Raw genomic sequence first — 21,068 nt, 5'->3', positions numbered from 1 at the left:
ACAAACCCTTTCACATGAGAATATGCATATTGCTGGCCCTACTCGGTATCTTTCAACACAGCATGGCCCAACAGCAAAAGAAACCCAATATCATCCTCATTATGGTGGACGATATGGGATTCTCCGACATCGGGCCGTATGGCTCCGAGATCAGCACGCCCAACCTGGACAGGCTGGCCCGCGAAGGCCTGCGCCTGCGCGAGTTTTACAACAACTCCATCTGCGCCCCCACACGCGCTTCGTTGATGACGGGCCAGTTCGCCCACAAAGCCGGGATCGGTTATTTTAACGTGAACCTCGGGCTGCCCGCCTACCAGGGTTACCTGAACAAATCTTCGCTGACGCTGGCGGAAGTGCTGAAACAATCCGGTTACAGCACGCTCATGTCCGGCAAATGGCATGTGGGTGACGATAGCCTCAGCTGGCCAAACCAGCGCGGGTTTGATAAATTCTTCGGGTTCATTGGCGGCGCCAGTAATTATTATGACATCAGTCCATACAAAGAAAAGGTGCCACCCGTGCAGCTCGTGGAAAACAACCAGCAGGTCACGCTGCAGCCCGGTCAATACCTTACAGACGAAATAGCCGGCCATGCCGAAAAATTCCTGGACGAGCAGGACAAAACCGGCAAACCGTTTTTTCTCTACGTAGCGTACAACGCGCCGCACTGGCCTTTGCAGGCACGGCCGGAAGACATCGCGAAATACAAGGGAAAATATTCCATCGGCTGGGATTCCCTGCGCACGCAGCGGATTGACAAGCAGAAAAAACTCGGATTGATCAATGCCAACACGACCATTTCACGGGACGCTGAAGTACCCGCCTGGCAAAGCCTGACGTACGACGAACAAAAACTCTGGGAGAAAAAAATGGAAGTCTACGCCGCCATGATAGACCGGATGGACCAGGGCATCGGCCGCATTCTTGCCAAACTGAAAGAGCTGAAAAAAGATGATAACACACTGATCGTATTTATCTCGGACAATGGTGCCCAGGGCGGGTTCATACCCACCGGCAGGAAACGCCAGCGCAGCTCGGGGCCTATCGGCACGGCGGGCTCTTATGATTACCAGGAGCAGAACTGGGCGTATGTATCCAACTCACCCCACCGCTCCTACAAGGCCACCGCTTATGAAGGTGGCATCAGTTCGCCGCTGATCGCCTGGTACCCCGCTAAGATCAAAGGCGGCACCTTTGCCCGCGGCACCGCCCATCTCATCGATCTGGCCCCTACTTTTTACGAAGTTGCGGGAGCCGGTTACCCCACCGTTTTTAACCAGGTGAACACCCATCCCCTGCCGGGCGTCAGTCTTGCCCCGCTTTTTTTCACACAACAGGAAATAAGCCGTAAAACACCGCTGTTCTGGGAGCGGGCGGGCAACCGCGCGGTGCGCAATGGCAAATGGAAACTCGTGTCATCCTACCCGCGTAATCAATGGGAATTGTACGATATAGAAGCGGACCGCGCGGAAACCAAAGACCTTGCCGCGCAAAACCCGCAGATCGTCAGCGAGCTTTCCGCCGCTTATGACAGCTGGGCGAAGAACAACGACGTGGTGGACTACGACAAGATCAAACCTGCCGGGCCTTCCGGGTTTGCAGGGCCTTTTAACAGCAACACCACAAATACCAACACCAATGCCACCGCTACATCCGGCAGGCAGCGCAGTGCTCAACGAAACCCCTAAACAACCGACATGAAAAGACTATTCATCGCTTCCGCCACTATATTGGCTGCCGTGCTGCTGGCCGGCAAAGTACAGGCACAGAAAAAACCGAACATCATCCTCATCATGGTGGATGATATGGGATACGCGGACCTGGGTGCATACGGCTCCGAGATCCGCACGCCGAACCTGGACAGGCTGGCCACAGAAGGCCTCCGCCTGAAAGAGTTCTACAACAACTCCATCTGCGCGCCCACCCGCGCCTCGCTGCTTACCGGGCAGTACCAGCATAAAGCAGGCATCGGCTACTTTGATGTGAACCTCGGATTGCCCGCTTACCAGGGTTTCCTGAACCGTGAATCCCTCACGCTTGCCGAAGTGCTGAAAGGCGCGGGTTACAGTACGCTGCTTTCCGGCAAATGGCACGTGGGCAACGATAGCCTGAGCTGGCCCAACCAGCGCGGGTTTGAACAATCGTATGGTATTGTGGGCGGCGGCGCCAATTATTTTGACGCCAAACCCATGCCCATCAGGGGCGGGGAATATCCGGTGGTACTGCTGAAAAACAACAAACGCCAGCATCCCGCAGATAACAGCTATTATTTCACGGACGAGATCACGAACAACGCCGTGGCTTTTATCGAAGAACAAAATAAATCGGAGAAGCCGTTTTTCCTGTACCTCGCTTACAACGCTCCGCACTGGCCTTTACAGGCGCTTCCGGAAGACATTGCGAAATATAAGGGCCGTTACGATATCGGCTGGGATTCCCTGCGCAACGAGCGCCTGGCGCGCCAGGCAAAACTAGGTTTGCTCGCGCCCGGGCAAACAGTAGCCACCCGCGATGAAACCGTGCCGGACTGGGACAACCTCACTTTTGATGAAAAACAACTCTGGGCGGCCAAAATGGAAGTATTCGCCGCGATGGTGGACCGGATGGACCAGGGTGTGGGCAAGCTGCTGGACAAACTCAAGGCACTGAAAAAAGATGACAACACCCTCATCGTATTTATTTCAGACAATGGCGCGCCGGCTGAAGACGTGGCGCACGGCGGCAAAAAAGCCGGCCGCAACTCCGGTTCCGTAGGCACGGCAGGGTCTTTTGAAGCACAGGGAAAAAACTGGTCATTTGTATCCAACGCTCCTTTCCGCGCGTTCAAAAACTCCATGTACGAAGGCGGCATCAGCTCGCCATTGATCGCATGGTTCCCCGCTAAGATCAAAAAAGGAGGCATTGCCAAAGGCACGGCCCACCTGATAGATCTCGCGCCAACTTTCTACGAGATAGCGGGCGCAAAATATCCCGCGCAATACCATGGTGTAACCACCAACCAGCTGCCCGGCAAAAGCCTGGCGCCGCTTTTCTTTTCGAATACGGAGCTGAACCGCGAAGAGCCTATCTTCTGGGAAAGAGCGGGCAACAGGGCTGTAAGAAAAGGAAAATGGAAACTTGTTTCAAGTTACCCGCAATACCGCTGGGAATTATATGACATCGAAAAAGACCGCGGTGAAACCACCGACCTGGCACAGCAGAACCGCCAGGTTGTGAATGAGCTGTCCGCCTCTTATTTCGACTGGGCCAAAAGGACCGGCGTGGTAGAATATGACCTCATCAAACCCAAATCTATATTCGACAGTAAGTAAGTAAACGTGAATTTCGAGAGCCAGGCCATCCCTTTACGGGATGGCTTTTTAGTTTCGCACCCAGCGGACGGCCTTTATGCCAACGCCCGTGAACAAGGTGATTGTGCTGCAAAGTATTTATTATTCGATACCTTTATTAAGCGGTTGATACCGCAAAATGCTCCAATTATGCCAAACAAGATCTATCTCATCAAAGGAGATATCACCAAACAGAACGCGGATGCGATCGTGAACGCCGCCAACTCTTCCCTGCTGGGCGGAGGCGGGGTGGATGGGGCCATTCACCGCGCGGGAGGGCCTGAGATACTCAACGAATGTATCAGGATACGCAACCGGCAGGGCGGTTGTAAAACAGGCGAAGCAGTAATCACCGGCGGAGGCAACCTGAAAACAAAATACGTCATTCACACCGTAGGGCCCGTATGGAACGGCGGCGATAAAAACGAACCGCAGCTGCTGGCCAACGCCTACCGGAACGCCCTGAAACTGGCCATAGAAAACGGTATCCATACCATTTCCTTCCCGAATATCAGCACGGGCATTTATCATTTCCCCAAAGACCTCGCCGCGCAGATAGCTATCGATACCGTGAAAACATTCCTGAACCAGCATGAAGAGCCCCTGTCCGTCACCTTCGTATGTTTTGACGATGAAAATTACGCCCTCTACGAATCCCTGCTGAAGGAAAAGTAATTTCTCCCTATTTTAGCCGAATGATCCGGGGCTTTTTTAATTTCCTGCTGTTTAGCTCGATATATATCGCGATATGTGCATTGGCCATGGTATGGCAGTCTGAAGAGATATTGCAGCTGAAGCTGGACAGGCTGAACTTCGCCGGCTTCGTATTTTTCTCCACCATCTGCAGTTATAATTTCCACTGGTACCTCACGCCAGGCTCCATCCGGAATTCCGAACGCATCCTCTGGGGGCAGCGGCAGCGTGCATTGCAACTGACGGGTTGTGTCATCGGGCTGCTGGGCTCTTTGTGGTTCTTTATCCACCTCTGGCAGCACTGGCTGCCCATCACCGGGGCCGTGGTACTCACCTTCCTGTATTCCGCGCCTAAACTGCCGCATCCCGCCTTCCGCTGGCTGGCAAAGATCGCGGTGGGCAAAACCATCTTCCTGTCTTTTGTATGGATGTACGTCACCACGCTCCTGCCGGCGTTCATGGCGGACATGATGTTTGCGGACACCCGGGACCTGGTGTTCCTCGCCGTTTACCGTTTTTTCCTCATTTACGCCATCTGCATCCTGTTCGACTACCGGGACCGTGAAGAAGACCGCGGGCAGGGCATCCGCAGCCTGATCACCGCTTTGCCGGACCGCCTGCTGGACCGGCTTTATTATATTTCATTGGTCATCGCGGCCGGTTTTGCCCTGGCGCTGGCGCCCGCGGTGCCGCTGTTTGTCGTATTCAGCCTGCTGGCGCCCGTGGCGGTGACGGCCCTTGTAAAAGCCTACGCGCAAAAGCATACCTCCGATTATGTGTATTACTTTTTCCTGGACGGGCTGATGATGTTTTCCGCCATTTTGCATTTTGCCTGGCTGGCCGCCGGCGGAATTTGACGGGCCTAATGCGCGGAATCCGTATTTTTGCCGGATATAAATAATAACCTGAACATACGATGTCTAAAAAACAGAAATCAATATTTACAAAGGAATCGCTGACCTTCCTGAAAAACTACCTGAATAACCCTGCCCCTACCGGCTTTGAGAAAGAAGGGCAGAAACTATGGCTGGAATACCTCAAACCTTATATCGACGACACCATCGTGGACCCATACGGTTCCGCTGTGGGCATCATCAACCCCGAAGCCGCTTTTAAAGTGGTGATCGAGGCGCATGCGGATGAGATCTCCTGGTTTGTGAACTACGTATCCCCCGAAGGGCTCATTTACGTGATCCGCAACGGCGGTTCTGACCAGGCTATCGCTCCTTCCAAAAGGGTGAACATCCATACCGAAAAAGGCATGGTGAAAGCCGTATTCGGCTGGCCCGCCATTCATACACGCCTTCGCAGCGGCGATGGCAAAGAACCCCAGCCCAAGGTGGACAACATCTTCCTGGACTGCGGCGCCCGCTCCCGCAAAGAAGTGGAAGACCTGGGCATTCACGTAGGCTGCGTAGTGACCTTTGAAGACGGTTTCGAAGAGCTGAATTACGACTATTACATTTGCCGTGCCATAGACAACCGTATTGGCGGCTTTATGATCGCGGAAGTGGCCCGTTTGCTCACCGAGAACAAACAGCGCCTGCCTTTCGGCCTTTATATCGTGAACGCGGTACAGGAGGAGGTAGGCCTGCGCGGCGCCGAGATGATCGCCAAACGCATCAAGCCGAATGTAGCCATCATCACGGATGTGACCCACGATACCACCACCCCGATGATCAATAAGAACATCGAAGGGGAGATCAAATGCGGCGGCGGCCCCAGCATTACCTACGGCCCGGCGGTTCACAACATCCTCCGCGACCTGATCATCTCCACCGCCAAAAAGGAGAAGATCCCCCACCAGCTGCATGCCGTAAGCCGCAGCACGGGTACGGACACGGATGCTTTCGCCTACTCAAACGACGGTACGCCGTCCGCCCTCATCAGCCTTCCCCTGCGTTATATGCATACCACGGTGGAAATGGTCAAAAAGGACGATATTGAGCAGACCATCCAGCTGATCTACCACACTTTACTGAATATCACACCTAAAACTAACTTTCACTACCTGTAACCCCTAGGGCTTTATCAATTAAACAATAATATAATTCGTTATTCGTAATTGATAATTCGCAATAGTTTTATAGGTTTGCCGTCAAATCCGAAGCTTATGATCCGTCACGACTGGACACTCGAAGAAATAAAGGATATCTATAACACGCCATTACTGGAGCTGATGTACCGTGCAGCCACGCTGCACCGTGAATACCAGGATACTGCGGAAGTACAGGTTTGCACCCTGCTTTCCATCAAAACCGGCGGTTGTTCTGAAGACTGTGCTTACTGCCCCCAGGCAGCCCGCTATAATACCGGCATCGATGTACAGGCCCTGATGAAAAAGGACGAAGTGCTGGAGTATGCCAAAAAAGCCAAAGAAGCCGGTTCCACCCGCTTTTGTATGGGCGCCGCGTGGAGAGAAGTGCGCGACAACCGCGACTTTGACCGTGTGATCGAAATGGTGAAAGGGGTAAACGAAATAGGCATGGAAGTATGCTGTACCCTGGGCATGCTCACCGATACGCAGGCGCAAAAGCTGGCGGATGCGGGCCTTTATTCCTATAACCACAACCTTGACACTTCAGACGAATATTACGGTGAAATCATCACCACCCGTACTTACGACGACCGTCTCAAAACGATCGAAAATGTACGTAAAGCTGGTGTAACCGTTTGCTGCGGTGGTATCATCGGCCTGGGCGAAAGCCACGAGGACCGCATCAATATGCTCCTCACCCTTTCCACTATGCCCGAGCATCCGGATTCCGTGCCCATTAATGCGCTTACCCGCGTAAAAGGCACTCCGCTGGAGCATCTGCCCAAGGTTGAGTTCTGGGATATGGTGCGTATGATCGCGACCACGCGCATCCTGATGCCGAAAGCGATGGTGCGCCTGAGCGCCGGCCGTGCAGAAATGAGCCTTTCCGAGCAGGCGATGTGTTTTATGGGAGGCGCTAATTCCATCTTTACCGGTGAGAAACTGCTGACCACCAAAAACCCTTCATTTGAGGAAGATCATATGATGTTTGAACTGCTGGGGCTGAAACCGCGTGAAGCGTTTAAAGAAGAACATGTGCATGCACATTAAGAGGATATTTTAGTAGAAAAGGCTGCGCTATGAAGTGCAGCCTTTTTTGTTTTCAGGCGGAGGCGGTGGGGCCGGTGAAAAATGTGCCGGTGTCTTTTGGCCTGGCGGCGTTCCTTAACGTGTCGAAGACCTCTGTGATCTGTTGCCCCGGGCTGTTTTTCCCGAGCATATCTGCCACATTCATTAATATTTCCTGGACTTCTTTAACGGTTGTGTTGCCAGGTACCTCTATTGTAATTCTTTCCGTTTTCATGTTTTGGTGTTTTTATTTTTAAGACTGGCATAATCTATTTGATATCAGGTCGATGCTTTCCCTGCTAACAGTTCCTCCAGATTGGAGGGCCATACCGAATTCCTCAGTATTTCTTCTGCTTTGGCAAGCCGTTGAGGAAAGACTGTTTTCCCAATAAGGCTGAGTGCCAGCTTGACCAGCCTGTCTCTTGTTTCAACAGGCATACCTATGGGTATCTCAATAATGATCTTTTTTGTTTCCATGTTTTGGTGTTTTGGGATTCTCGAAAAAACAGTTCGAAACAATTTTACTTTGTAGGTACGGACCTTTTTAACAATTCTTCAAGGCCTTGTGGCCAAACTGAATTCTGTAAAATCTCATCCGCCTCTGCGATTCTCCGCTGGGGCATGTTTTTCCTGATAACACTTTCGATACTTGCTAATATCCTTCTGATCTCTTCATGAGTTTTACCCACAGGTATTTCAATCGTAATTTTTCCGTTTTCCATGTTTTGGCGATTTTGAGGGGTCCACAGATGCAAAAGATAATTCGGCCAGCACAGCTTTTACAACAATGCTTCAAGACCTTCAGGCCAAACTGAATTTTTCAGATACTCCTCTGCTTTTGCGATTCGATGTCTTGGTATGCTTTTCCCGATCATGTTTGCCACATCTCTCAATATTTCCTGTACCTCTTCAAGGGTTTTATCAGCGGGTATTTCAATAATGATCTTTTTTGTTTTCATGTTTTGGCGGTTTAACTTTTTTAAAAACTAGTATAACATCATATGGTTTGCCAATTCTATAATACTCCCAATCAATGCGTGGCGGATCATGACAGTCAGTACCTCCGAGTAAATTGTAATCAACTATCAGTTGATCATAGTGCTTATTGACAAAACCACGATAAACTCCCATTCTTCTTCCTTCTTTCTTGCAGCTTACAATACATGCCTTTCTACAATTAAGGATACATCTGTCAAAATAATCCTTCAACCCATCGCTCCCTCTGACATGAATAGCAGCTCCGGGGTGATCCTGGAAGAAAACAAGTATCGTATTTAGGACCGTATTAAATACCCGATAAACATCCCCATTATTGCTGACTGTCGTATCAACTATCTCTATGTCACCATCCTGTACGTTGTCACCAAATCCAAGGTTATAGACCTGTCTGCCAGTTAACCGCATCGGCATTGGCTCAAACTCTATTGCTTTAGGTAATTTTTCACGGCCCAGACTTTGAAACTGAAAGCGTAACTTATCGTCAAAACTTTCAACTCTTGTTACCGCATAATGACTACTTATACTCATCCCCAAATTTACCCCAAACCCCTCATCCACACCCATTTTCACCCCTGAGAATATCTCACTCCCGGCATCAAATTTCTCACCTTTCCGGAGATTATTTTTCGAGGAAAAAACGTACGCCCAGCGCATATCCCTTCATCCCCAGCCCGCAGATCACACCCACCGCCTTTGCCGCCGTCAGCGACGTATGACGGAACTCTTCCCGCGCATAAATATTGCTGATATGTACTTCTACCACCGGCGTTTTGATACCGGCGATCGCATCGCGGATAGCCACGGAAGTATGCGTATAGGCGCCCGCGTTCATCAGGATGCCGTCGTGGTCAAAGCCCACATGATGCAGGTGATTCACGATCTCCCCTTCCACATTGCTTTGATAATAGGAAAACGCCACCTCCGGAAATTGCGCCTTCAGCGTTTCCAGGTATTGTTCGAATGTAAGGCTGCCGTATACTTCCGGCTCTCTTTTGCCCAGGAGGTTCAGGTTAGGGCCGTTGATGATCGCTATTTTCATATTCGGATTTGTAGTGGTAATGTTTATTCCCCCCAGCGGAAAGTGTCCTGCTGAAGGCCGGCCAGGTCAATCACCCGGTCCGTCACCGTTGCGGCCACCTCTTCTATCGTGCGGGGTTTGCTGTAAAAGGACGGTGTGGCGGGGCAGATAATACCACCTGCTTCCGTAACGGTCTGCATATTGCGGATATGCACCAGGTTGTAAGGCGTATCCCTCAGCACACAGATCAGCCTGCGGCGCTCTTTGAGCACCACGTCCGCCGCCCGCGTGATCAGGTCGTTCGATATCCCGCCGGCTATACGCCCCAGCGTACCCATGGAACACGGGCAGATGATCATGATATTGTAACGCCCGCTGCCGGATGCAAATGGCGCGTGAAAGTCATGCTGTGAAAAAACCGGGAATGGAAGGTTTTCAAACCCTTTGTCCTCCAGCTCGGTTTCCCACACGGTTTTGGCATTCTCCGTCATCACAATGGCTACCTGCTCCACCTGGCCCTTCAACGCAGCCAGTTTACTGAGCAACTGGCGGGCATAAATGGAACCGCTGGCCCCGGTAACCGCAACTACTATACGATTGTTCATATAGCAAAGCTACAAAAAACAAAGCCCTGTTGAGAAGTAAAATACTTTTCAACAGGGCCTGTTATTCAGTTAAATGTCTTTATCAGCTCATCTCCGTAAGCTCCTCCATCCGTATGGCCATATGGCTTTCGTCATATACACATTTCCCGTCGCGTATCACCAGCACCTGCGGCGACTCATGCTCTACGCCGAACATCTCCGCAATCCTGTTGCTCACAGAACGGTACCTGATCAGGTCCAGATAATAAAAATCAAAACCCTTCGGCACCTCGCTCCGCTCCAACCGGGATTTTACCATGCTGCTGGTGGAACAACGGGTGCTGTGCTTGAATATAACTACCGGTTGTTCGAAAGAACGGGATTTTATCGCCGTCAATTGCTCTTCACTTTCCAATGCGATCCACATAATAATCCTAACAGTTTTTGTCTTTTACATGTTGTACCTTGGTGATCTTCATAGGGCAGCCCAACTTCTGGGAGGCGCAGGAAGAAAACATGGCAGCGCATACTGCCATCAAACATACAATACCGAAAATACGGCGTCCTGATTTCATAGTCTGCTTTTTAGTAAATAAACGAAATTTCATAGGCTTGGATTGTAGAACTTTGTGATTCGTGTTTTGTAACGTTATTTTGCAAATATATACTTTATATTAAAAAAAACAATCCTATGTGCTGTTAACGGCCCGTTATTAAATCCGAAGATAGCGCACAAGGACCTGATAAGCATGGCAAAAGTACATTTTATTGCAATAGGCGGGAGCGTCATGCACCAATTGGCCATCGCCCTGCGGAACAAAGGCTACCAGGTGACCGGCAGCGACGACGAGATATTTGAGCCCTCCCGTGGCAACCTGGCCCAGGCCGGCATCCTCCCCGCCACCTTAGGCTGGGACCCGTCCAGGATCACCCCGGACCTGGACGCCGTCATCCTCGGCATGCACGCCCGGGCCGATAACCCCGAGCTGATCCGCGCTGGCGAGCTGAACCTGAAGATCTATTCCTTCCCGGAGTACATTTACCAGGAAAGTAAAGACAAAACCCGCGTGGCCGTTGGCGGAAGCCATGGCAAAACCACCATCACCTCCATGATCATGCACGTATTGCAGCAATGCCGCGTGCAGTTCGACTACCTCGTGGGCGCCCGCCTGGAAGGTTTTGCCCAGTCCGTAAACGTCACGGATGCCCCCCTGATTGTGTGCGAGGCGGACGAATACCCCGCTTCCGTGCTGGAAAAAAGGCCGAAATTCCATTTCCTGCACCCCCAGATCGCCGTTTTGAGCGGCATCGCATGGGATCATATCAACGTATTCCCCACTTTCGACAATTATCTTGAGCAGTTCGCCATCTTTATCCGCACCATGGAGCCGGGCGGCAGACTGATCTATAATCATACGGACGAAACGCTGCGCAAACTCGTTGAAAAAGAAGCCGGCCACCTGGAATGTGTCCCCTACGGCGTACCGGAATATACCATTCTCAACGGCCATACCCGCGTACGCTTCGGCAACGCCTCCACGGACCTGCTGGTGTTTGGCGAGCACAACCTCCTGAACATCCATGCCGCCCTGCTGGTATGCCGCGCCCTGGGCGTGGGGGATATCGACTTCCTGGCGGCCATCGCCACCTTTAAGGGAGCCGCCAAAAGGATGGAACTGGTGGTAAAAGACGAACAAACCGCCATTTACCGCGACTTCGCGCATGCACCCTCCAAAGTAAAAGCCACCATACAGGCCCTGCGGAACCAGTACCCCAGCCGCAAACTCGTTGCCGTGCTGGAACTGCACACCTACAGCAGCCTGAACGCGGACTTTATGACCGAATATAATGGCGCCCTGGACCCGGCGGACGTTGCGGCTGTATTCTACAGCGGCCATGCCCTCGAGATCAAAAGGATGCCTTACCTGGAGCCCGACGTGATCCGCAACGGCTTTGCCCGCAAAGACCTCAAAGTGCTCACAGACCGCCAGGCGCTGGAACAATTCCTCGACCAGCAGGATTTTGACAATACCAACCTCCTGCTCATGAGCTCCGGCGATTACGAAGGGCTGAACCTTACAGAACTGAAAAAATATTTAACGGTACAGAAACCACAATAACAATAATGTCTGCTTTACAACTTACCCGCCCCCTTGCTGTGATTGACCTGGAAACAACAGGAACCAATGTAGCCACAGACCGGATCATTGAGATCGCCGTAATAAAAGTAATGCCGGACCGGTCCGTGCAGAACAAAGTAAAGCGGATCAACCCCGGTATGCCCATCCCCGCCGCAAGCACCGCCATACACGGTATTTCCGACGATGACGTGAAAGACGCGCCCCTCTTCAAACAGGTAGCCAATGAATTCAGGCAGTTCCTGGAACATTGCGATATCGCCGGCTATAACTCAAACCGGTTTGATATCCCCATGCTCGTGGAAGAATTTCTCCGCGCCGGGCAAACTTTTGAAGTGGAGAACCGCCGTTTTGTAGACGTGCAGAAAATATTCCACCTGATGGAAAAACGCACGCTCAGCGCCGCCTATAAATTCTACTGCGACAAAGACCTCATCAACGCCCACAGCGCCGAAGCGGACGCACTCGCCACCTTCGAGATACTGGAAGCGCAGCTCGTACGGTATGAATCACAGCTGAAAGCCGATGTGGACGCACTCGCCGCTTTTACAAAAGAAGATGAGTATGTGGACTTTGCACGCCGCATCGTGATGCAGAACGGCGTGGAAATGTTTAACTTTGGTAAATACAAAGGAAAAGCTGTGAGGGACGTACTGAAATCGGAGCCCCAATATTATGACTGGATGATGAAAGCCGATTTCCCCCTGAACACCAAACAGAAACTGACGGAAATCTACACCAGTATGGTACTAAAAAAATCATAATGTTTTATTAAAACGTGCTAATTTGCGCGCGACTTTATCTATTTTTGCCATCCTTATTAAAAACCGTGCTAATTGGAAAAATTAGTTATCATACCTACGTACAATGAGAAGGACAATATCCGCCAGATCATCGGGGCGGTGATCTCATTGCAGCAGGACTTTCATATCCTGATCGTAGACGACGGTTCTCCGGATGGCACCGGCGCGATCGTAAAATCAATGCAGGCGGAGCATCCCGGTCAACTTTTCATTGAAGAAAGAAGCGGGAAACAAGGCCTGGGCACTGCATATATCCATGGATTCAAATGGGCGCTGGCAAAGGGTTACCAATACATCTTCGAGATGGATGCGGACTTTTCCCACAACCCCAAAGACCTCGTACGCCTCTACCAGGCATGCGCACACGAAGGCGCCGATGTGGCCGTAGGCTCCCGCTATGTACGCGGCGGCAAAACGGAAAACTGGCCCTGGAACCGCGCTGTACTGAGCTATGGCGCATCCATTTACGTACGCTGTGTAACCTGGATACCGGTAAAGGATGCAACCGCGGGTTTTGTGTGTTATAAACGCGAAGTGCTTGAAAAAATCAAGCTTGACAAGATCCAGTTTGTGGGCTACGCATTCCAGATCGAAATGAAATTTACCGCCTGGAAACTGGGCTTTACAATCAAAGAAGTTCCCATCACTTTTATAGACCGAAAGGAAGGCTATTCCAAAATGAGCAAAGGCATTGTGAAGGAAGGCATTTTAGGCGTATTGAAGATACAGTGGCAAAGCTTATTTGGCTAATCCTTAACCGTGAAAAAAGCATTCTTACAGCTCCATCTTTCTGTTTTTCTCGCAGGTTTTACCGGTATTCTCGGTAAACTGATCTCCCTGAATGAAGGTATGCTCGTATGGTACCGGCTGCTGATCACCGCCGTCACCATGTACATTTTATTCCGCTGGCAGGGTAAACTGAAAAAACTGCCCATGCAGGCCATCCTCCGCATCGGCGGCACCGGCTGTATCGTGATGCTGCACTGGATCTTTTTCTACGGCAGCATCAAATACGCGAACGTGTCCATCGGCGTGGTCTGTTTTTCCCTCACCAGCCTCTTCACCGCCATCTTCGACCCGCTGATCAACCGCCGCCGGTTCGACAGGATAGAAGTGCTCCTCAGTATGCTCACCCTCGCGGGCATCCTGCTGATCTTTCATTTTGACACGCAATATCGCACGGGCATCATCCTGGGTATTATCTCCTCCATGTTCTGCGCCCTGTTCACCGTGTTCAACAAAAGACTGGTGGTGAAATACGATACCGCCAGCATCACCTTTTATGAACTGAGCATCGGTTTCCTCGGCCTCAGCCTGCTCATGCCCTTTTACCTCAGCGCCTTCCCGGTAGCCTCTTTCCTGCCCTCCGCGATGGATACCGTGTACCTGCTGATCCTCGCCTGGTTCTGCACCGTGCTCATGTACTCCCTGTCTATGCACGCGCTGACGAAGATCTCCGCTTTTACGGTGAACCTGTGTTTTAACCTCGAACCGCTATACAGCATCGTCCTGGCCTTTATTATTTTCCAGGAAAACAAACTGTTGCAGGGAGGGTTTTACGCCGGCCTGGGGCTCATCCTGCTGTCCGTCGTGCTGCAGATGCTCCGCGTGCTCCGCCAGCACCGCCGCAGCCTGCCCCTGGCATGACCGTCCATCCTCTTAAACCTATCCTGTCCACCGGAAAATTATTAATTTCGGGCTTGTCTCAACCAAGTTCTAAACCATTCTGCTATGACACGATCCCTAAGGTGGGGCTTATCCCTGGCCTTTCTTATGCCGGCATGTGTATTTGCCCAATCCAAAAAACCGCTGGACCATACCGTATACGATGGCTGGCAAAGCATTGGCGTTAAAACCATCAGCAACAATGGCCAGTGGGCCGCCTACACCGTGACCCCGCAGGAAGGGGACGCCACGCTGGTGATCCGCAACCTTCGCAACGGCCAGCAGGTAAGCGTGCCGCGTGGTTCCGCACCGGTGATCACGGAAGATTCCCGCTACGTGGTTTTTTACATCAAACCGCTTTTCCAGGACACGCGGCAGGCGCGTATCAAAAAGAAACTCCCCGCGGACATGCCCAAGGATTCCCTCGGCATACTGGAGCTGGGGCAGACCAGCATCACCAGGATACCGGCCGTTAAATCATTCAAAACACCGGAAAAAGGCAGCGGGCTGCTGGCCTACCTGAAGGAAAAACCCAAAGACACCTCCGCCCGGGCCACCCTCGTGAAACCCGCTCCCCTGAAGGACGGCACGGCGGATGCGGACGATGACGCTCCCGGCAAACCCGGCGGCGCGGACGCGGGCGACCTCGTGATCATGTACCTCGGCAAACAGCAGGCGGACACCATAAAAAGCGTGACCTCCTACACCATCAGCAAACCCGGCAACCGCCTCGTGCTGGTCACTAATCCTCCTAAAAAAGATTCCCTGGCCAAACCCTCGGTGATGCTCTGGGACGTGGCCAGCCGGAAATCAAACATACTCAGCAACGGGCATGGCACCTTTGCACAGTTTTCCTTTGACGACAATGGTCAGCAGCTGGCCTACCTCGGCAGCCGCGACAGCGCAAAAGCATTGCAGAAATTTTACGCCCTGTATTATTTTAAACCCGGGCAGGACAGCGCGCGGATAGCTGTCACAAAATCCACACAAGGCATCCCGGCGAAATGGAGCGTTTCCGAAGACGGCACACTCACTTTTTCCCGCAACGGCGAACGCCTCTTTTTTGGCACCGCCCCTATCCCCAAACCGAAAGACACCACCATCGTGGATTTTGAAGTGGCGAAAGTGGATGTGTGGCATTACCAGGACGATTACCTGCAAACCATGCAGCTGAAAAACCTCGACAGGGAACTGAAAAGGAATTACGCCGCTGTGTACTTTCCCGCGCAGCAGCGGATGGTACAGCTTGGTGATCTTTCCATGGAAAACTTCTTGCCCGGCGACGAAGGAAACGCCGCGTACGGTTTCGGTTATACGGATGCGAACAGCCGCGTGGCCTTGCAATGGACCGGCAGTACGCTCAAAACCGGTTACGCTGTGAACATCAGCACGGGTGAGCGTAAACCTATCAAAACAGAGGTGGACGGCACCTTCTTCATTTCTCCCGAAGCCCGTTTTATCCTTTGGTTCGACCAGCCGGAAGGCCAGTGGCATACCTACGAAACCGCCACCGGTACCAGCCGCGTGATCAGCGCAAACATTCCGGCGCGTATCACGGACGAAGAGATGGACATGCCCGATTACCCGCGCCCCTACGGTGTGAACGGCTGGCAGGAGCATGATAAATATGTGTATATCAACGACCGTTACGATATCTGGCAGGTGGACCCGCTGGCCAGGGAAGCCCCGGTGAACCTCACCAAAGGCGAAGGCCGCAGGCAGCGTACTTCTTTCCGCATCCTGAAGCTGGACAGGGACGAACGTTTTTATCTTCCCAAACAATCGCTGCTGCTAGCTGCGCAAAACGATTCCAGCAAATACGGCGGCTTGTGGAGCCTGAAACTCCAGGATAAAAAAGGCCCGCAGCAACTGGTGATGGGCCCCTGGTCCTACTCCGCCGTGGACAAGGCGAAAAACGCGGACATGTACCTGTTCCAGCGGAGCAACTTTTCAGAATCGCCGGATGTGTTCGCGGGTGCGGACGTAGCCAAAGCGGAACGCATCAGCGCGCTGAACCCGCAGCAGCAGCAATACAACTGGGGCACCGCGGAGCTTTTCAGCTGGAATACCTACAACGGCAAAACCACCGAAGGCATCCTTTACAAACCAGAAGACTTTGACCCGAATAAAAAATATCCCGTCCTTATTTATTTCTACGAAAAACTGACGGACGGGCTGTACACCTACCAGGCGCCCGCGCCCACCCCATCGAGGCTGAACATTACGTTCTTCGTAAGCCGCGGTTATGTGGTGCTCGCGCCGGACATCCGGTATGAAACGGGCCGCCCGGGCAAAAGCGCTTATGATTACATCGTAAGCGGCGCCGAAGCACTGGCTAAAAATCCCTGGATAGACAAAGCTAACATGGGTATCCAAGGCCAGAGCTGGGGCGGTTACCAGGTATGTTACCTTATTACCGCCACGCCGTTATTCAAAGCCGCATGGGCCGGCGCGCCGGTGGCCAACATGACGAGCGCCTACGGTGGCATCCGCTGGGAAAGCGGGATGAACAGGCAGTTCCAGTACGAACATTCCCAGAGCCGCATCGGCGCCACGCTGTGGGACAAACCCGAGCTGTACATCGAAAACTCGCCGCTTTTCCATATTCCCAAAGTGACCACGCCGCTGGCCATCATGCACAATGATGCGGACGGGGCCGTACCCTGGTACCAGGGCATTGAAATGTTCACCGCCATGCGCCGCCTGGGCAAACCGGTATGGATGCTTAATTATAATGGAGAGGCCCATAACCTGGTTCAGCGGCAGAACCGGAAAGACATCCAGGTGCGGGAGCAGCAGTTCTTCGACCATTTTCTGAAAGGCGCCCCCGCCCCGAAATGGCTGAGCAAAGGTGTACCGGCTACCGAAAAAGGAAAGGATTGGGGATTGGATTATTGATTTTCAACGTTTTAATAGTACGAAGCCCCGGTTGATCCCGGGGCTTTGTTATTTTGTCGTTAAGTGGAAGATTTTCAACAACTTCCACGTATCGTAGAAATTTTTCTAATTAAAATGATCTTGCATATAGGAATTTAGCTATATTTACATCAGTAATTAGCGCGGAAGGTTCACAGATAAAACCGCAATTAGTCCTATGAACACCTATATCCTTTATCCTAAGAATACTTTGCATCCTTTTGTGCAAAAGTATATCGTTCTGCAGAACATCACTTCAGCTGCGGAGATTGCAAAAAAGAAACTCTTTACTGCGGGGAAACAATACCTGGTTTTCATTCAACAGGGCGGATTGGCATTCAAACCCATGGATCATGCGGCTTTTGAACTGCCTGAAGCATCTGTAACGGGACCATTTACCTGTTCGGTGGATGCACGGGTGACCGGGCCGCTGAACGCAGTGATCGTGCAGCTGAATGCATACGCCAGCCACCGGCTGATGGGCATCAGCATGGAATCCGTGACCAATTATTTCCGCGACCTCACCAAGGTGAGCGCACGCTGGAAAGACACGGCGGACCAGCTGAACCAGACTTCAGACATCCATTCAATTCATCATATCCTGGACACGGCCCTGGAAAGCCTATTACCGCATCAGCAACCGGCACTCCGCCAGGTGGATGAAATGGTGGATTACCTAACTGAACAAAAAGGGCAGGTGGCCATGCTGGAGCTTGCCCTGCGTTTCAAAACCAGCCGCCATACACTGGAACGCCAGTTTATGGAAGTAACCGGGCTGACCCCGCAGCTGTACACTCGTCTGCTGCGCAGGCAACGATACGCATAGCTTTTTAACAAGCGTACGGAATATTAAGAGCGCCGGGTCTATGCATCCGGCGTTTTTATTATTTTTAGGGCCTTAATCAAGAGACCATGCAACGAATAATTGAAGCCCGGAAAGAAGGATTCCTCATTTCCACAGACAACTCCCTGCTCCGGATCGATGTGATCCACCATTACCTCTCCGTAGAATCTTATTGGGCGGAAGGCATTCCCCGCGCAATCGTGGAAAGGAGCATAGAAGGCTCCCTGTGTTTCGGGCTGTATGCGGAAGACGGGCAGCAGATCGGCTTTGCCCGCGTGATCACAGACATGGCTACCTTCGCTTATCTTGCGGACGTATTTGTGCTGGATGCCTGGCGCAAACGCGGACTGAGCAAATGGCTGATGGAGGTGATACTCGCCCACCCCGGCCTGCAGGATGTACGCCGCATGATGCTCATCACCATGGATGCGCAGGGGCTGTACGAGCAGTTTGGTTTCGCCGTATGGGAGTTCCCGGAAAGGTCCATGAGTAAAAGGATTGGTAAAACGTACGCCGAAATGAACGCGGCGCACTCATAAAAATATTCGTATGAAGAAGATCATCCAATGGGCGGTCATTGTTCTTTTTGTAATCGGCATTTTCATGCTGGGCCGGTGTTCCGGCTCAAAGAACGTGAACCAGCAGGTGCTGTCCAACAGCCTGATCGTAAAAGAGATCGCCGAACTGGCGAGCCTTGAGGTGCAGGGCAGCGCCTCCATCAAACGCAGCAATGTGGAGAACAACGGGGAATGGACGGACAACCTGAAACGCGTTTTCGCCGAAAATACTATCTGGGTGACGGTGCCTTATACCGCGAAGTATGGCGTGAATGTAACGGACCAGAATTTCTCCGTTTCGCAAAAGGACAAACTGATCACGGTAAGCCTCCCGGCCCCGGCCCTGCTAAGTTACGAGCTGCGGCTGAACCAGATGGAGACCGCCAATAAAAAAGGCTGGCTGATGTTTTCTGACGATGAAACCTATACGGATGTACAGAAAAAACTTTATGAAACTTCCCGGGAACAATTGAAAAATAACGGCCAGTATATTGAGCAAAGCAAGGAAAAGATCAGGAAGATCATCGGCACTTATTATGCGCCGCTGAAGTATGATGTAGAGATAAAATTCGGGAGCGAAGCGCCTAAACGGTTGCAACTGAAATAGCTACTGGTAAAGGTTTCAAAGACATTTAAGCCTGGCGGGGAATTTACCGGCCGAGCTTTTTTTATAGGGCGCGGGCAATTGTTTTTGCGGTGGGGTTACATTTTTATGCTGATGCATCTATGCGTTGCCTACCGTGATATACTTCACCAGGCTGCGTTTGGCCACCGGCAGTAAAGTTTCTTCCACCGGAAACACCAGGTCTGTTTCCACCGTATATACTGCCGGGTTAGGCAGGTCTTTACGATGGCGGATCAGGTCGCGCTTAATGCCGGAGTAGGTCTGGGTAAGGCTTCGCGTGTAGGTGCTGATGTAGTCGGTATGAATGCCGCGATATTTTTCATCATGCCTTTCGAAGATGGTAAGGCGGTAACGGTATACGCGCGTATCGCTGAAACGCCCGTCTGACAGTAGCATGTAGCCTTCCTGGCTGTCCAGCGGAATGAGGCCCACCGGTGTGATATTCAGTTTTTCCTGTACAAATTCGTATATCTCCGTGCCCTCTTTGATGGTGCCGTTCATCTTCTGTAACGCGTACTGGAGGATGGATTCCAGCTCGTCCATCAGTTCGTCGTCCGCAATCATCTGTTCGTACAGGAGCTGGAGGCGCTCCATATTTACGGCGGTAAGGCGTTTGGGAAAGTGTTGCTGAAGGAATTGTTTATTGTCCCTGAAAGCCGCCAGGTTGTTGTAATGGAAGATGACATCTCCGAGCTGCGGGTACAGTTTGTTCTCGTTAAAATAACGGTTGATCTCCTGGAGGTACGCGAGCAGGGTATATTTTTTCAGCTCAAAATCGATGAACCCTTCCGCGAACCATGTGTCACTCAATGCTTTCATAGTTGGCGTGCCATTTAATCCGGCCTGTACTGAATTTACGAAATTTTTTAATACATAACGCTTTCATCCCCGATTTTCACATTTTTTTACCCTGCATATAATCCGTGTAAACCGGCTATGATATTGCATTTAACGGTTATTTAACATATATATCAAATACGTCAAATCCTTGAAAAATGCGGGGAGTTCTTTTTTTATTCAGTTAATTCCTTAACTTCAATATTATTTTTCATTTTTTAATTTTTTTATCATGAACATCTACGTAGCCAACCTGCATTACAGGTTGAACGATGAGGACCTTCACCAAATCTTCAGCGAATTCGGGCAAGTTACCTCCGCAAAAATCATTAAAGATCACGAAACCGGTCGTTCACGTGGTTTTGGATTCGTTGAAATGCCTAACCAAGAAGAAGGTACAAAGGCAATGGAGAGTCTGAACGGTAGTGAAGTGGAAGGCAAACAGCTGATGGTCAACGAAGCACGTCCGAAAGCACCCAACACAGGTGGCGGCAACAGAGGTGGCAGGCCCGGTGGCGGTGGATATGGTGGCGGTGGCCGCGATCGTCGTTATTAATTGGCTTACATCTATTCGACACTATAAAAGGCTTCCTGCAGGAAGCCTTTTTTTTGTGCCTTGCAGGCTGATTACTGACCCCGAACGCCCCGGTTGGCACCTGCGTATATCCATTTCCGCCGGGGAAGTTTTTTGTGCCTGTAAAGACGGTTTTTGTAACCCCTTGTCTTCCGGCCTGAAGATATTTGCAGCGGCTTCTTCCCGGGAAAAACGGTCTTGTCCTGGTATAGGTTTACAATGATTTGCGGTGTAGACCCGGCGTAGACCCGGCGTAGACCCGGTGTAGACCCGGTGTAGACCCGGTGTAGACCCGGTGTAGACCCGGTGTAGACCCGGTGTAGACCCGGTGTAGACCCGGTGTAGACCCGGTGTAGACCCGGTGTAGACCCGGTGTAGAC

Annotated in this window: 24 protein-coding genes; 15 read left to right on the top strand and 9 right to left on the bottom strand. The window is 51.5% G+C overall.

Features of this window, described 5'->3' with window-relative positions; genetic code table 11:
- Positions 1-14 precede the first annotated feature (14 nt).
- The 6 genes from EG028_RS27490 (at position 15) to bioB (ending at position 7,110) form a co-directional block, all read left to right on the top strand.
- Positions 15-1,688 (top strand): arylsulfatase, encoded by a 1,674-nt coding sequence (locus tag EG028_RS27490; RefSeq protein WP_120519497.1) that lies wholly within the window; start codon positions 15-17, stop codon positions 1,686-1,688.
- A gap of 9 nt (positions 1,689-1,697) precedes the next feature.
- Positions 1,698-3,311, top strand: a complete 1,614-nt coding sequence (locus EG028_RS27485; RefSeq protein ID WP_120519496.1) for an arylsulfatase — start codon at positions 1,698-1,700, stop codon at positions 3,309-3,311.
- A 168-nt stretch (positions 3,312-3,479) separates the two neighbouring features.
- The gene (locus EG028_RS27480) at positions 3,480-4,004 is read left to right on the top strand and encodes an O-acetyl-ADP-ribose deacetylase (RefSeq protein WP_120519495.1); all 525 of its coding nucleotides are present in this window, start codon (positions 3,480-3,482) and stop codon (positions 4,002-4,004) included.
- 86 nt (positions 4,005-4,090) lie between these two features.
- Entirely contained in the window at positions 4,091-4,879 is a 789-nt protein-coding gene (locus EG028_RS27475) for a UbiA prenyltransferase family protein (protein ID WP_123864816.1), read from the top strand.
- 59 nt (positions 4,880-4,938) lie between these two features.
- On the top strand, positions 4,939-6,039 hold the full coding sequence (locus tag EG028_RS27470) for a M42 family metallopeptidase (protein WP_120519493.1): 1,101 nt from the start codon (positions 4,939-4,941) through the stop codon (positions 6,037-6,039).
- A gap of 96 nt (positions 6,040-6,135) precedes the next feature.
- Positions 6,136-7,110, top strand: a complete 975-nt coding sequence (gene bioB, locus EG028_RS27465; protein WP_120519492.1) for a biotin synthase BioB — start codon at positions 6,136-6,138, stop codon at positions 7,108-7,110.
- Positions 7,111-7,162: 52 nt separating this feature from the next.
- Here bioB and EG028_RS27460 read toward each other — a convergent pair whose 3' ends face one another.
- From EG028_RS27460 to ytxJ, 8 genes are all read right to left on the bottom strand, one after another.
- Positions 7,163-7,363 carry a hypothetical protein gene (locus EG028_RS27460; protein ID WP_120519491.1) on the bottom strand — a complete coding sequence of 67 codons (201 nt, stop codon included), beginning with the start codon at positions 7,361-7,363 and terminating at the stop codon, positions 7,163-7,165.
- A gap of 44 nt (positions 7,364-7,407) precedes the next feature.
- Positions 7,408-7,605, bottom strand: a complete 198-nt coding sequence (locus EG028_RS27455; RefSeq protein ID WP_120519490.1) for a hypothetical protein — start codon at positions 7,603-7,605, stop codon at positions 7,408-7,410.
- 44 nt (positions 7,606-7,649) lie between these two features.
- Positions 7,650-7,850, bottom strand: a complete 201-nt coding sequence (locus EG028_RS27450; protein WP_120519489.1) for a hypothetical protein — start codon at positions 7,848-7,850, stop codon at positions 7,650-7,652.
- A 57-nt stretch (positions 7,851-7,907) separates the two neighbouring features.
- Positions 7,908-8,087, bottom strand: a complete 180-nt coding sequence (locus tag EG028_RS27445; protein WP_120519488.1) for a hypothetical protein — start codon at positions 8,085-8,087, stop codon at positions 7,908-7,910.
- On the bottom strand, positions 8,062-8,691 hold the full coding sequence (locus EG028_RS27440) for a DUF6934 family protein (RefSeq protein ID WP_120519487.1): 630 nt from the start codon (positions 8,689-8,691) through the stop codon (positions 8,062-8,064). Before EG028_RS27440 ends, EG028_RS27445 begins: the two co-directional genes overlap by 26 nt.
- Positions 8,692-8,746: 55 nt before the next feature.
- Positions 8,747-9,166, bottom strand: a complete 420-nt coding sequence (aroQ, locus tag EG028_RS27435) for a type II 3-dehydroquinate dehydratase (protein ID WP_120519486.1) — start codon at positions 9,164-9,166, stop codon at positions 8,747-8,749.
- Between the two features lie 23 nt (positions 9,167-9,189).
- Positions 9,190-9,750 carry a UbiX family flavin prenyltransferase gene (locus EG028_RS27430; protein WP_120519485.1) on the bottom strand — a complete coding sequence of 187 codons (561 nt, stop codon included), beginning with the start codon at positions 9,748-9,750 and terminating at the stop codon, positions 9,190-9,192.
- Between the two features lie 82 nt (positions 9,751-9,832).
- A complete protein-coding gene (gene ytxJ, locus EG028_RS27425; RefSeq protein ID WP_241559232.1) occupies positions 9,833-10,156 on the bottom strand; it encodes a bacillithiol system redox-active protein YtxJ in 324 nt (107 codons plus the stop codon).
- 322 nt (positions 10,157-10,478) lie between these two features.
- Here ytxJ and EG028_RS27420 point away from each other — a divergent pair, with 322 nt between their 5' ends.
- From EG028_RS27420 to EG028_RS27385, 8 genes are all read left to right on the top strand, one after another.
- The gene (locus EG028_RS27420) at positions 10,479-11,849 is read left to right on the top strand and encodes a UDP-N-acetylmuramate--L-alanine ligase (RefSeq protein ID WP_120519483.1); all 1,371 of its coding nucleotides are present in this window, start codon (positions 10,479-10,481) and stop codon (positions 11,847-11,849) included.
- 5 nt (positions 11,850-11,854) lie between these two features.
- On the top strand, positions 11,855-12,631 hold the full coding sequence (locus tag EG028_RS27415) for a 3'-5' exonuclease (RefSeq protein ID WP_120519482.1): 777 nt from the start codon (positions 11,855-11,857) through the stop codon (positions 12,629-12,631).
- 72 nt (positions 12,632-12,703) lie between these two features.
- The gene (locus tag EG028_RS27410) at positions 12,704-13,420 is read left to right on the top strand and encodes a polyprenol monophosphomannose synthase (RefSeq protein ID WP_120519481.1); all 717 of its coding nucleotides are present in this window, start codon (positions 12,704-12,706) and stop codon (positions 13,418-13,420) included.
- Positions 13,421-13,429: 9 nt separating this feature from the next.
- Entirely contained in the window at positions 13,430-14,317 is an 888-nt protein-coding gene (locus EG028_RS27405; RefSeq protein ID WP_120519480.1) for a DMT family transporter, read from the top strand.
- An 84-nt stretch (positions 14,318-14,401) separates the two neighbouring features.
- Positions 14,402-17,233 carry an alpha/beta hydrolase family protein gene (locus EG028_RS27400; protein ID WP_241559231.1) on the top strand — a complete coding sequence of 944 codons (2,832 nt, stop codon included), beginning with the start codon at positions 14,402-14,404 and terminating at the stop codon, positions 17,231-17,233.
- Positions 17,234-17,429: 196 nt separating this feature from the next.
- Positions 17,430-18,077, top strand: coding sequence for a DUF6597 domain-containing transcriptional factor (locus tag EG028_RS27395; protein WP_120519478.1), 648 nt, complete (start codon positions 17,430-17,432; stop codon positions 18,075-18,077).
- An 86-nt stretch (positions 18,078-18,163) separates the two neighbouring features.
- A complete protein-coding gene (locus EG028_RS27390) occupies positions 18,164-18,634 on the top strand; it encodes a GNAT family N-acetyltransferase (protein WP_120519477.1) in 471 nt (156 codons plus the stop codon).
- 10 nt (positions 18,635-18,644) lie between these two features.
- Complete coding sequence (locus EG028_RS27385) at positions 18,645-19,259, top strand: DUF4230 domain-containing protein (protein WP_120519476.1); 615 nt, start codon at positions 18,645-18,647, stop codon at positions 19,257-19,259.
- A 117-nt stretch (positions 19,260-19,376) separates the two neighbouring features.
- Here EG028_RS27385 and EG028_RS27380 read toward each other — a convergent pair whose 3' ends face one another.
- On the bottom strand, positions 19,377-20,096 hold the full coding sequence (locus EG028_RS27380) for a hypothetical protein (RefSeq protein ID WP_120519475.1): 720 nt from the start codon (positions 20,094-20,096) through the stop codon (positions 19,377-19,379).
- Positions 20,097-20,346: 250 nt separating this feature from the next.
- Here EG028_RS27380 and EG028_RS27375 point away from each other — a divergent pair, with 250 nt between their 5' ends.
- On the top strand, positions 20,347-20,670 hold the full coding sequence (locus EG028_RS27375) for an RNA recognition motif domain-containing protein (protein ID WP_120519474.1): 324 nt from the start codon (positions 20,347-20,349) through the stop codon (positions 20,668-20,670).
- Positions 20,671-21,068 lie beyond the last annotated feature (398 nt).

This window comes from Chitinophaga barathri (assembly GCF_003807585.1).
Lineage (GTDB): Bacteria > Bacteroidota > Bacteroidia > Chitinophagales > Chitinophagaceae > Chitinophaga > Chitinophaga barathri.
Note: the sequence above shows the minus strand (reverse complement) of the source record. Positions and strands in the feature narration are given on the sequence as shown.

Excerpts from the sequence above, each read along its gene's own strand:
- EG028_RS27385 (WP_120519476.1), top strand. The coding sequence starts at position 18,645 with ATGAAGAAGATCATCCAATGGGCGGTCATTGTTCTTTTTGTAATCGGC.
- bioB (WP_120519492.1), top strand. The coding sequence starts at position 6,136 with ATGATCCGTCACGACTGGACACTCGAAGAAATAAAGGATATCTATAAC.
- aroQ (WP_120519486.1), bottom strand. The coding sequence starts at position 9,166 with ATGAAAATAGCGATCATCAACGGCCCTAACCTGAACCTCCTGGGCAAA.
- EG028_RS27375 (WP_120519474.1), top strand. The coding sequence starts at position 20,347 with ATGAACATCTACGTAGCCAACCTGCATTACAGGTTGAACGATGAGGAC.
- EG028_RS27415 (WP_120519482.1), top strand. The coding sequence starts at position 11,855 with ATGTCTGCTTTACAACTTACCCGCCCCCTTGCTGTGATTGACCTGGAA.
- EG028_RS27460 (WP_120519491.1), bottom strand. The coding sequence starts at position 7,363 with ATGAAAACGGAAAGAATTACAATAGAGGTACCTGGCAACACAACCGTT.
- EG028_RS27470 (WP_120519493.1), top strand. The coding sequence starts at position 4,939 with ATGTCTAAAAAACAGAAATCAATATTTACAAAGGAATCGCTGACCTTC.
- EG028_RS27380 (WP_120519475.1), bottom strand. The coding sequence starts at position 20,096 with ATGAAAGCATTGAGTGACACATGGTTCGCGGAAGGGTTCATCGATTTT.
- EG028_RS27475 (WP_123864816.1), top strand. The coding sequence starts at position 4,091 with ATGGTATGGCAGTCTGAAGAGATATTGCAGCTGAAGCTGGACAGGCTG.
- EG028_RS27440 (WP_120519487.1), bottom strand. The coding sequence starts at position 8,691 with ATGGGTGTGGATGAGGGGTTTGGGGTAAATTTGGGGATGAGTATAAGT.
- EG028_RS27480 (WP_120519495.1), top strand. The coding sequence starts at position 3,480 with ATGCCAAACAAGATCTATCTCATCAAAGGAGATATCACCAAACAGAAC.
- EG028_RS27395 (WP_120519478.1), top strand. The coding sequence starts at position 17,430 with ATGAACACCTATATCCTTTATCCTAAGAATACTTTGCATCCTTTTGTG.
- EG028_RS27445 (WP_120519488.1), bottom strand. The coding sequence starts at position 8,087 with ATGAAAACAAAAAAGATCATTATTGAAATACCCGCTGATAAAACCCTT.
- EG028_RS27430 (WP_120519485.1), bottom strand. The coding sequence starts at position 9,750 with ATGAACAATCGTATAGTAGTTGCGGTTACCGGGGCCAGCGGTTCCATT.
- ytxJ (WP_241559232.1), bottom strand. The coding sequence starts at position 10,156 with ATGTGGATCGCATTGGAAAGTGAAGAGCAATTGACGGCGATAAAATCC.
- EG028_RS27400 (WP_241559231.1), top strand. The coding sequence starts at position 14,402 with ATGACACGATCCCTAAGGTGGGGCTTATCCCTGGCCTTTCTTATGCCG.
- EG028_RS27390 (WP_120519477.1), top strand. The coding sequence starts at position 18,164 with ATGCAACGAATAATTGAAGCCCGGAAAGAAGGATTCCTCATTTCCACA.
- EG028_RS27450 (WP_120519489.1), bottom strand. The coding sequence starts at position 7,850 with ATGGAAAACGGAAAAATTACGATTGAAATACCTGTGGGTAAAACTCAT.
- EG028_RS27485 (WP_120519496.1), top strand. The coding sequence starts at position 1,698 with ATGAAAAGACTATTCATCGCTTCCGCCACTATATTGGCTGCCGTGCTG.
- EG028_RS27420 (WP_120519483.1), top strand. The coding sequence starts at position 10,479 with ATGGCAAAAGTACATTTTATTGCAATAGGCGGGAGCGTCATGCACCAA.
- EG028_RS27455 (WP_120519490.1), bottom strand. The coding sequence starts at position 7,605 with ATGGAAACAAAAAAGATCATTATTGAGATACCCATAGGTATGCCTGTT.
- EG028_RS27490 (WP_120519497.1), top strand. The coding sequence starts at position 15 with ATGAGAATATGCATATTGCTGGCCCTACTCGGTATCTTTCAACACAGC.